Source organism: Mesorhizobium sp. M7A.F.Ca.CA.001.04.2.1 (assembly GCF_003998485.1).
GTDB classification, from domain to species: Bacteria; Pseudomonadota; Alphaproteobacteria; order Rhizobiales; family Rhizobiaceae; genus Mesorhizobium; species Mesorhizobium ciceri.
The window spans coordinates 1-11,047 of record NZ_RZQT01000166.1; the positions used below are offsets into that span (position 1 = coordinate 1).

Consider the following 11,047-nt stretch of genomic DNA (forward strand, 5'->3'; position numbering starts at 1 on the left):
CTTGGCGCCGGCGCCGACGCGAACGGCCAGGCGCACATGGGTCTGGCCGCCCGCCTGCAGGTTCTGCAGCTCGACCGGCTTTTCAAGTTCCACACCATCCGCGATGTCGACGAAATACCCGTCGGCGACAAAAGCCGTGTTCAGCGCGCCGATGGCGTCGTCGCTGCCATAGGGGTCGAGCCCAGCTGCTGCGCTGCCGTCGACCAGCTTTTCCGACAGGCGCTGGAAAGAGACGCCTTCAAGAACCGGCGCTTTGGCGTCGGACTTGCCGTTCAGGATCGACACCACGGTGGAACCGTCGACGATCGGCGCAATGACTTTGGCCAAGGCGGCCGGGTCGAAGTCCGGCACGGTATTCAGCAACCGGCGCAGGTCGGTATAGTGCCAGGATTCGACGCGCCGCGTGGGCAGGCCGTGCTTGATCGTCTCGATGGCGTCGTCGCGCTTCAGCATCACCGCGCCGTCGCCGGGCAGCAGCGACAACCGGTCGCCGAACGCGTCGATCAACGCTGTCTCGGCCGGTGTCCGCTGCGGTTGTGCGTGCATATTCATCAAACTGCCCTCTGGCATCTCACGCTGCTTCGCCGATCACGCCGGCATAGCCATTGGCTTCCAGGTCGAGCGCTAGCGACTTGTCGCCTGACTTGATGACCTGCCCCTTGTAGAGCACATGCACGGTGTCGGGCACGATGTGCTCAAGCAGGCGCTGGTAATGGGTGATGACCAGGAACGCCCGGTCCGGCGCGCGCAGCGCGTTGACGCCATCGGAAACGATCTTCAGCGCATCGATGTCGAGCCCGGAATCGGTTTCGTCGAGCACGCACAATTTCGGCTCCAGCAGCTTCATCTGCAGGATCTCTGCCCGCTTCTTCTCGCCACCGGAGAAGCCGACATTGAGCGGCCGCTTGAGCATCGCCATGTCCATGCTGAGCGAGGCGGCGGCTTCCTTCACGCGCTTCAAAAATTCCGGGATCTTCAGCGGCTCCTCGCCGCGCGCCTTGCGCTGCTCGTTCATCGCCACTTTCAGGAATTCCATGGTGGCGACGCCCGGTATCTCCATCGGATACTGGAAGGCGAGGAAGATGCCTGACGTGGCGCGCTCGGCCGGATCCATTTCGAGGATCGACTGGCCGTTGTAGAGGATGTCGCCCTCGGTCACCTCATAGTCCTCGCGACCGGCGAGGATGTAGGACAGCGTCGATTTGCCCGAGCCGTTCGGCCCCATGATCGCGGCGACCTCGCCGGCTTTCACCGTCAGGTTCAGGCCGCGGATGATTTCGGTGCCGTCATCGACGATGCGGGCGTGCAAATTTCTGATTTCAAGCATTTTTTCGTTTCCTGAATATCTGTCCGGTCAGCCGACCGAGCCCTCAAGCGAGATACCGATCAGCTTCTGCGCTTCGACCGCGAATTCCATCGGCAGTTGCTGGATGACGTCCTTGACGAAGCCGTTGACGATCAGCGCGATCGCCTCCTCTTCAGGGATACCGCGCTGCATGACGTAGAATTTCTGGTCCTCGGAAATCTTCGACGTCGTCGCTTCGTGCTCGAACTGCGCCGTCGAATTCTTGGCTTCCATGTAGGGCACGGTGTGCGCGCCGCACTGGTCGCCGATCAGCAGGGAATCGCAGTTGGTGAAGTTTCGGGCGTTGGTCGCCTTGCGGTGCGCCGAGACCTGGCCGCGATAGGTGTTCTGCGAGAAGCCGGCGGCGATGCCCTTGGAGATGATGCGGCTCGACGTGTTCTTGCCGAGGTGGATCATCTTGGTGCCGCTGTCGACCTGCTGATAACCGTTCGAGACAGCGATCGAATAGAACTCGCCCGAGGAATCGTCGCCGCGCAGGATGCAGCTCGGATATTTCCAGGTGATCGCCGAACCTGTCTCGACCTGCGTCCACGAAATCTTGGAGCGGTCGCCACGGCAGTCGCCGCGCTTGGTGACGAAATTGTAGATGCCGCCCTTGCCCTCGGCGTCGCCGGGATACCAGTTCTGCACCGTCGAATATTTGATCTCGGCATCGTCGAGCGCCACCAGTTCGACGACGGCGGCATGCAGCTGGTTCTCATCGCGCTGCGGCGCCGTGCAGCCTTCGAGATAGGAGACGTAAGCCCCCTCCTCGGCGATGATCAGCGTGCGCTCGAACTGGCCGGTGTTCTTCTCGTTCATGCGGAAATAGGTCGACAGCTCCATCGGGCAGCGCACGCCCTTGGGCACGAAGACGAACGAGCCGTCGGTGAACACGGCCGAATTCAGCGTCGCGTAATAATTATCGGAGGTCGGCACGACCGAGCCGAGATATTTCTTCACCAGCTCCGGATGCTCGCGGATGGCTTCCGAGATCGAGCAGAAGATGACGCCGGCCTGCGCCAGCTCCTTCTTGAAGGTGGTGACGACGGAAACGGAATCGAACACGGCGTCGACGGCGACGCGGCCCGATTTGTAGACATTGTCGCTGACTTCCTCGAGTTCCGAGGCGTCGGTCTTCTGCACGCCGGCGAGGATTTCCTGCTCGCGCAGCGGAATACCGAGCTTCTCGTAGACCTTCAAGAGTTCGGGATCGACATCGCTGAGCGAGGTCGGGCCGGGCGTGCTCTTGGGCGCCGCGTAGAAGTAGATGTCCTGGAAATCGATCTTGGGATAGTGGACGCGCGCCCAGGTCGGCTCGTCAAGCGTCAGCCAACGGCGATAGGCTTCCAGACGCCATTCCAGCATCCAGGACGGTTCATCCTTCTTGGCCGAAATGAAACGGATAATGTCTTCGCTGAGGCCTTTGGGGGCCTTATCCATCGCGATTTCGGTCTGGAATCCATATTTGTATTGGTCGACGTCGATCTTTCGGACCCGATCGATCGTGTCCTGCACAGCAGGCATATGCGTTCTCCATCCACGCCGGGGTCAAGGCCCGACAGTTTTCAAACTATGGCACCGCCAAAAACGAACCCCAAAAGGCGCTTGCGGCAGCGTAAGTTTCATATAGTGCGCTTCGACCGGAAATTCACCCGGCCAGCATGAAACGCACGGCTCTACCAGGCCGAATGGCCCAAATCATTTTCGTCAAGCATCGGATTTTCCCGAAAACCGCTACGCGCTTTTCGGTCCGATGCTCCAACCGCTCACGCGGCTTTTTCTCTATCCGCCCGACGCGCGGCGATTCCCGTCAGCGCAACGCGAAACAACTCGATGTCTTCCGCGCCCGTCGCCGGACCGATCGACACGCGCAAGGCGCCAAGGCTGTCACCGTATCCCATGGCTTTCAGCACATGGCTCGGTCCGACCTTGCCGGACGAACAGGCAGAGCCGGCCGACAGCGCTACGCCGGCCAGATCGAAGGCGATCTGCGCGGTTTCGGCTTTGACGCCCGCAATAGCGAAGAATGCCGTATTGGCAAGCCTTGGCGCACCGGTTCCGAAGATTTCCGCGTCCGGCACCAGCGTTTTCACGATGGCCTCGATCTCGTCGCGGCGCCGGCGCACCGCATCTATGGCCGGCAATCCGGCCAGGGCCTCGCGGGCGGCCGCGCCAAAACCGGCAATGGCAGCGAGGTTTTCAGTCCCGCCGCGATGGCCCTTTTCCTGACCGCCGCCATTGATCAACGGCTTCGGCATCATCAGATCCGAAGCCGCGACGATGGCGCCGACGCCCTTGGGACCACCGATCTTGTGCGAGGACAGAATCAGATAATCGGCGTAACCCGCTGATAGATCGATCGAAACACGCCCGGCGGCCTGCACGGCGTCGACCATGAGGATGCCGCCCGCCGCCTTGACGATCCCGGCGATGCGATCGATCGGCTGGATGACGCCGGTCTCGTTGTTGGCGGCGTGGATGGCAACCAGCGGCAGGCCTTCGCTCTTGTCATGACCACTGAGCGCTGCCGCCAAAGCGTCGAGATCGGCGATACCGTTGGCGTCGACGCCGACCCGCGTCACCTGCGCTGACGGGAAATGTCCGCCGTTCAACAGGCAGGGATGATCGGCCTCCGACACGTAAAGCCGGCTCATGCGCACCGTGCCGCGCCCCATCTGCCAGTCGGGTGACAGCAGCGTCGAGGCTGCTTCCGTGGCACCGGAGGTGAACACGACGTGCTCGGGCTTGGCGTTGACGAGCGCCGCCACGTCACGCCTTGCGGTCTCGATCAGACGGCGGGCCGCCCGCCCCTCGGCGTGAACCGATGACGGATTGGCGGCGACATCGAGCGCCGCGACCATAGCTTCGCGGGCCGCGGCAAGCAGCGGCGCACTGGCATTGTAGTCGAGATAGGCGCGTTTTGCGGCCATTTTCGTCCGTCAAGTCCCGTCAGAAGCCATTCCGCCGTCGTATGGCGTTATTTCCTTGAAATTCCAAGGCGAGCCGTCCTATTTACGCGGCTTGCGGCGCGGGTGGCCGGGCTCGATGTCTTGCCACTCAGTTTTGAACAATTCTAAACTAGCTTCTAAGAAGACGCTCGCCCTGCGTCAAGGCCAGAGGAAACGTTCCAGGCACCGCGCATTCGTATTACCTAGTGGAGTATTTTATGCCTGAGGTCATTTTCACCGGTCCTGCTGGCCGCCTGGAGGGTCGCTACCAGCCTTCCAAGGAAAAGAGCGCGCCGATTGCCATCGTCCTGCACCCGCACCCGCAATTCGGCGGCACGATGAACAACAAGATCGTCTACGACCTCTTCTACATGTTCCAGAAGCGGGACTTCACCACGCTTCGCTTCAATTTCCGCGGCATCGGCCGCAGTCAGGGCGAATTCGACCACGGCACCGGCGAGTTGTCGGATGCCGCCGCGGCGCTGGATTGGGTGCAGTCGCTGCATCCCGATTCCAAGAGCTGCTGGGTCGCCGGCTACTCGTTCGGATCCTGGATCGGCATGCAGCTTCTGATGCGCCGGCCCGAGATCGAAGGCTTCATCTCGATCGCCCCGCAGCCCAACACCTATGATTTCTCGTTCCTGGCGCCCTGCCCCTCATCGGGCCTGATCATCCATGGCGATGCCGACAAGGTGGCGCCGCCAAAGGATGTGCAGGGCCTGGTCGACAAGCTGCACACGCAGAAGGGCATCACCATCACCCAAAAGACGTTGCCCGGCGCCAACCATTTCTTCTCCAACGATGCCGACCTGCTGCTCGAGGAATGCGCCGACTATCTCGACCGCCGGCTGGCCGGCGAATTGTCGGATCCGCGGCCGAAGCGGCTGAGATAAGCAAGAAAGCAGGGACGGCAATGTACGAACCTCCTCATTTCAGGGAAACGCGGCCGGAAATCCTGCACGGGCTGATCCGGACGCATCCGCTGGGCCTGTTGATTGCCAACGGGCCCGATGGGCCGGTCGCCAACGCCATCCCGTTCCTGCTCGACGCGGAAATCGGGCCGAACGGCAGGCTGCGCGCCCATCTGGCGCGGGCCAACCCGCAATGGCGCCTGTTGGCCGACAATCCGGCGTCACCCGTACTGATCGTCTTCCAGGGCAGCGATGCCTATGTGACGCCGTCCTGGTACGAGACTAAGCGCGAGACCGGCAAGGTGGTGCCGACCTGGAATTATGCCATCGTGCAGGTTCGCGGCACCGTCAAGGTGATGGATGATCAGGACTGGCTGGCGCAGCAGATCGCCGATCTGACCGTCTCCCAGGAAGGCGCCCGCGCCGCGCCCTGGGCGGTGACCGATGCGCCGGAGCCCTTCATCCAGTCGCAGATCAAGGGCATTATCGGGCTGGAAATCGAGATCAGCGAAATCCACGGCAAGTGGAAGGTCAGCCAGAACCGGCCGGTCGCCGATCGCGTCGGCGTTGCACAGGGGCTCGAAAGCGAAGACCACCAATCGCCCGGCATGGCCGACCTGGTCAGATCCTATGGCGGACTGGACGGCAACTGAACTTCGAATGCTCAGGCAGTCTTCCTTGTCGGTCCGATCAGCCGAAACGTTCTCTTGCGGACCGGCAGTCCCGACGGCATCGGCCGGAAGATGAAGCCGAGCCGGGCAAAGACCAGCCCGCAGGCAAGCGCGAAACCGCAGCCAAGGCCGAAGCCGGCGACGGTGTCGCTGGGATAGTGCGCGCCAACGAAGATACGGGTCGAGGCGATGCAGGCGGTGATCGCCAGGGCGATGTACCAGCGCCGCGGAAACAACAGCAAAGCGACCCCGAACACCGCGCCCATTGTCGTACCATGGCCGGACGGAAAGCCGGCGAAGCGCGCATCGAAAGCGAAGGGGTGCAGGGTCAGCACGCCAAAGTCCTCGTAATAGAGCGGGCGAGCCCGGCCAATGGCATATTTCAGCACATTGACGGCGATCCCCGACAGGCCGGTGGCGCACAGCACCAGAAAAGCCAGGCAGGTCCAGTTGTAGAGGAGCATCAGCGAGCGCCGCGACAGGCTTCGCCAATCCGTCAGGTTCGCGGCGACAAGCAGAAGCACTGAGGGAATGATATACCAGCCTCCCAGGCCGAACTGGGTGAAAAAGTCGGCAGTCCGGGCAAATCCCGCCGACCACTTGCCGTGAAGCATTCCGGCCGGAGTGTCGAGACGAACAAATGCCGCCGCGGTCAGCAAGACCCAGACCAGCACCCAGACCGACCACAAAATATTCGGGTATCTGGCCGGCCGGGTGGCAAGGCGGCTTTTGGCGATCTGCATCGTATCGCGAAAGTTGTCGAGCGACCGGCGCCCTATTCCAAGGAGCAGGCTCGAAACGGGCGGGCGTGATTTCACCAGCATAGGAAATTCGACCCCATTGTTGCCGTCATGGGCATCGGCGAGCCGTCACTGGGTTACACGATAGAGGCCGAGCGACAGTTTGTCTCCCGACGAATAGTTGAGGCCGTCGACCTCGGCAACGCGGCTCGCCGACTTGCCTTGCGCCTCCAACAGGCCATTCAGCTTCTGCTCGTCGCCGATTTGTGCCAGCGCCAGCGCGCAGGTGGGGTCGCCGAGCAGATGCTTGGCGACGCCATCGACATCGGTCAGGACGGTCTTGGTGCCGACCAGGAACACCAGGCTCGGCTCGTGATATTCCGCTGAGGCGAGCACCGTGGTGTCGCAAGGCCTGTTGGCCTGGACTGCCGCCTCGATCGCCGGGCTCAGCCAGATCGGCTTCAGCGAAGGCGCGATGACGCCGAACAACAGCCCATAGGTGATGCCGGCGCAAACCGCGATGGCGCCGATGCGGGAGAGCGGCACTTGCAGCTGTCGCGAAAAAGCGAAATACCCTGCCGCCAGCGCCGCCGCGGCGGCCGGGATGCTCCACCAGGAAAAGGAGCCGGTGAGATAGATCGGCGCTCCGACGCAGACCGCCGCCAGGCCAAGGCTGACCACGGCAAGACCGAATGCGGTCGACCACCACAACCAGTCCTGCCAGCGCCTGAGCGGCGCATTGGCCTCCTGCGGCGACAATGTCAGCAGCCAGCCGATCAGCAGCGCCATGCCGGGATAGGCCGGCAGGACATAGTGCGGCAGCTTGGTCGGGATCAGCTCGAATACCAGCCAGAACGGAATGTACCAGGCGAGGCAGAAACGCAGCCGGGGATCGTCGCGCAGACGGTTGAGGGCCTGCAGCCCGGCGCCGACCGCGATCAGGCCGAACGGCCACATGAACAAGGAATAGGTCAGCATGTAGAAACCGGGCGGCAGGCCGTGCGATTCCTCGCCCGAGGCGACCTTGGCCATCATGTCCTTGCCGACGGCATCGTTGAGAAAGGCGCCGCCGCTCTTCCAGGTGATGAGGGCGACCCAGGGCAACACGATGAGCACCACCAGAGCGACACCGCGCACGAGCTTCAGCTTCAGGAGCCAGCGCCAGTCGCGCTCGAAGGCAAACAGGGCAGCGACCGTGAGCACCGACAGGAGCGGAGCCACCGGCCCCTTGATAAGGATTCCAAGGCCTTGAGCGGCCCAGAATATCCACGGCAGATGGGCGGCTACCGGTTCGTTGCGGCGCGATGCCAGATAGATCTGGGCGAGCGCGCCTTGCGCCGCCACGCAGCAGGCCAGCAGCATGGCGTCGGTCTTGGCGTCACGGCCCTCGAAGGCGGTGGCGAAGATCGCCGCCATCATCAGGCCGGCGGCGAGACCGGCATTGGCCCCGAACAGCTTCGTGCCCGTCCAGGCGATGCCGACGACGGCCAAGGCAATGCCAAGCATGGAGACGAGGCGGTAGACCCAGATCGGCGCCGCCGCCCCCTCGCCGCTCAGCGCCACCGCCGCCGATTGCAGCCAGTAGATGCCGATCGGCTTCTTGTAGCGCGAGGCATCCTGAAAACGGATGTCGACATAGTCGGAGGTTTCGACCATCTGCTTGGTGGCCTGGACAAAACGGGATTCGTCGCGGTCGATGGGTGGAAGGCTCGCCAGTCCACTGAACGTCATCAGCACGCTGAACAGAAAGAGAAAGAGATAGTTCCTGTTCATCGCGGAGCTTTCCGGATCTGATCTGCGGGATGGCCCCGTCGCGGCGCCTCAGGCCCTGCCCTGCGCGGCGCCTCAATACGCCAGCCCAAACGACGAAGCAAGGATTCGCAACGCCATCCGCGCGGGCTGCAAACCGGAAACCACTTTTGCTGATCGCTGGACCTTTGTCTGGCGCGCGATCAGTCGCAAAACCGGAAACCACTTTTGCTGATCGCTGGACCTTTGTCTGGCGCGCGATCAGTCGCAAAACCGGAAACCACTTTTGCTGATCGCGCTTGGATGCTAAACGCCCGCGTTCATGCACGCCTGAGCCACAGCGGCCGGACGCTTTCGGGAATAGAAAAAATGCCTGCCTTCAAATCGGATTTCCTGCGCACGATGAGCGAGCGCGGTTTCATCCACCAGACTTCGGATGATGCCGGTCTCGACAATATCTTCGCCAAGGAAACGGTGACAGCCTATATCGGCTTCGACGCCACCGCCAAGAGCCTGCACGCCGGCTCGCTGATCCAGATCATGATGCTGCACTGGCTGCAGCAGACCGGTCATCGGCCGATCGCGCTGATGGGCGGCGGCACCTCGATGATCGGCGACCCGTCGTTCAAGGACGAGGCGCGCAAGCTTTTGACCCCGCAGGACATCGAAGACAATCTTGCCGGTATCCGCCGCAATTTCATGCCCTACCTCAAATTCGGCAGCGGTCCCAACGACGCCATCATGGTCAACAACGCCGATTGGCTGATGGAGATCAACTACGTCAATTTCCTGCGCGATGTCGGTCGTCACTTTTCGGTCAACCGCATGCTGGCCTTCGATTCCGTCAAGCTGCGGCTCGATCGCGAGCAGTCGCTGTCGTTCCTCGAATTCAACTACATGATCCTGCAGGCCTATGATTTCGTCGAGCTCTACAAGCGTCTCGGCTGCCGCCTGCAGATGGGCGGCTCCGACCAGTGGGGCAACATCATCAACGGCATCGATCTCGGCCGCCGCATGGAGGACGCGCAGCTCTATGCACTGACCACGCCGCTGCTCACCACCTCGTCGGGCGCCAAGATGGGCAAGTCCGCGTCGGGCGCGGTCTGGCTCGACGCGGAGATGCTGAGCCCCTACGAATTCTGGCAGTACTGGCGCAACACCGAGGATGCCGACGTCGCCCGCTTCCTGAAGCTCTACACGACGCTGCCGCTGGACGAGGTGGCGCGGCTCGAGCGGCTCGGCGGATCCGAGATCAATGAGGCCAAGAAGATCCTCGCCACCGAGATCACCGCCCTGCTGCACGGCCGCGCGGCCGCCGAGCAAGCCAGCGATACGGCGCGCAAGACGTTCGAGGAAGGCGCGCTCGCGGAGTCGCTGCCGACCGTCGAGGTCGACAAGACAGCGCTCGAAACCGGCGTCGGCATCCTGTCGCTGCTGGTCACCGCCGGACTGGCGGCGTCGAACGGCGAAGCGCGGCGGCATGTGCAGGGCGGCGCCGTGCGCCTGAACGACGAGCCGGTGAGCGACGAGCGCCGGCTGGTGACCCCTCAGGATTTGAGTCCGGAAAACGTCGTAAAGCTTTCCTTGGGAAAGAAAAAACACATTCTGATACGGCCGATTTGAACTCGGTCACCGATACTCAAAAATCGACCTGAATATTCCGGGCGCGATCACCGACAGCGGATTGATGTCCAGCAACGGCTTGTTGGCGTTGCCTTTGAGCCGGTAGGTGACGCCGATCAGGCCACGGTCGCGGCCATTGCCGAGCAGCGCGCCAACGATGGGCAATTCGCCGAAGATGCGATTGAGGCCATAGACCGGCATGAACGTGCCGGTCATGTCCATGTTGTTGTTCTGGTCGTAGAGCGTGCCCTGGAACGTCGTGCCGATGCGCGGTCCGCGCAGCACGCCATTGGCCAGTTTCAGATAGCCGCTGCCCTTGTCGATCTCGGCGTAGCCGCGTTCGAACTTCACCCGCGACGTGTCCAGCTTGCCCTTGACCGCCTGGTTGAGGCTGCGGTTGTCGCCGGCCGGCGTGGTCGAGACGATGGAGGCGAGCTTCGGTTCGTTGACGACGAAAAAGTTGCTGGTGTCGACCTTGCCCTTGAGCGATCCGTCGCTCGGCCCGGCCAGTGCGAGCGTGATCACGCCGCCTTCCATATGTTCGTAGATGTTGAGGAACCTCAGGATGGCGCCGGCGTCCGCGGACTGCATGTTGAGCGTGCGCCGGCCGGCGCCGGTCGTGTTGCTGATCGATATGGCCGCACCTGAACTGGCCGTGGCGCTGACCTTCAGCCCGTTCACCCGCGAGCCGGCCGCGCTGTAGTCGAGCTTCAGATTGGACAATTGCTCGTCGTGGAAACCGGTCAGCCGGTCGACATCGGCGCTGACGGAAATGGCATCGGAACCGGTGGTCTTGGTAGCCGTGTCGACGTCGGAGGTGAACTGCTTGATGAGCGAGCGGGCGTCGAGCGCGTTGCCCGATATGTCGACCGCATAGCCCTTGCCGGACCGCTTCACCGATACGGCAACGTCGTCGCCCCTGTTCAAGGTGACCTTGCTGAACCGCGCCGACGACAAGGCGCCATTGACCAGCACGATGCTGCCGTCGACGGAGAACGTCTTTCCGTCGAGATTGAAATCGGACAGCGTCGTGGTGTCGCCGGACTTGGTCATGACG

At 62.6% G+C, this 11,047-nt stretch carries 8 protein-coding genes and 2 pseudogenes; 3 read left to right on the forward strand and 7 right to left on the reverse strand.

From position 1 onward, the window contains the following. From EN955_RS30815 to EN955_RS30830, 4 genes and pseudogenes are all read right to left on the reverse strand, one after another. A pseudogene (locus EN955_RS30815) lies at positions 1–552 on the reverse strand (Fe-S cluster assembly protein SufD); the annotation flags it as partial. 19 nt (positions 553–571) lie between these two features. Further along, a complete protein-coding gene (sufC, locus tag EN955_RS30820) occupies positions 572–1,327 on the reverse strand; it encodes a Fe-S cluster assembly ATPase SufC (RefSeq protein ID WP_023810312.1) in 756 nt (251 codons plus the stop codon). Positions 1,328–1,354: 27 nt separating this feature from the next. Beyond that, positions 1,355–2,872 (reverse strand): Fe-S cluster assembly protein SufB, encoded by a 1,518-nt coding sequence (sufB, locus tag EN955_RS30825; protein WP_013532161.1) that lies wholly within the window; start codon positions 2,870–2,872, stop codon positions 1,355–1,357. Between the two features lie 242 nt (positions 2,873–3,114). Continuing rightward, positions 3,115–4,278, reverse strand: a complete 1,164-nt coding sequence (locus EN955_RS30830; RefSeq protein ID WP_024504574.1) for a cysteine desulfurase family protein — start codon at positions 4,276–4,278, stop codon at positions 3,115–3,117. Positions 4,279–4,514: 236 nt separating this feature from the next. Between EN955_RS30830 and EN955_RS30835 the strand changes: the two genes are divergently transcribed. Further along, entirely contained in the window at positions 4,515–5,189 is a 675-nt protein-coding gene (locus EN955_RS30835; protein ID WP_013532163.1) for an alpha/beta hydrolase, read from the forward strand. A gap of 20 nt (positions 5,190–5,209) precedes the next feature. Further along, the gene (locus EN955_RS30840; RefSeq protein ID WP_024504575.1) at positions 5,210–5,860 is read left to right on the forward strand and encodes an FMN-binding negative transcriptional regulator; all 651 of its coding nucleotides are present in this window, start codon (positions 5,210–5,212) and stop codon (positions 5,858–5,860) included. 11 nt (positions 5,861–5,871) lie between these two features. On the opposite strand, the gene EN955_RS30845 is transcribed toward EN955_RS30840, so the two are convergent. Then, on the reverse strand, positions 5,872–6,702 hold the full coding sequence (locus tag EN955_RS30845) for a phosphatase PAP2 family protein (protein WP_024504576.1): 831 nt from the start codon (positions 6,700–6,702) through the stop codon (positions 5,872–5,874). Positions 6,703–6,747: 45 nt separating this feature from the next. Continuing rightward, positions 6,748–8,391 carry a glycosyltransferase family 39 protein gene (locus tag EN955_RS30850; RefSeq protein WP_024504577.1) on the reverse strand — a complete coding sequence of 548 codons (1,644 nt, stop codon included), beginning with the start codon at positions 8,389–8,391 and terminating at the stop codon, positions 6,748–6,750. A 345-nt stretch (positions 8,392–8,736) separates the two neighbouring features. Between EN955_RS30850 and tyrS the strand changes: the two genes are divergently transcribed. Next, entirely contained in the window at positions 8,737–9,990 is a 1,254-nt protein-coding gene (tyrS, locus tag EN955_RS30855) for a tyrosine--tRNA ligase (RefSeq protein ID WP_024504578.1), read from the forward strand. Between the two features lie 6 nt (positions 9,991–9,996). On the opposite strand, the pseudogene EN955_RS30860 reads toward tyrS, so the two are convergent. Further along, positions 9,997–11,047: pseudogene (locus tag EN955_RS30860) on the reverse strand (AsmA-like C-terminal region-containing protein); the annotation flags it as partial.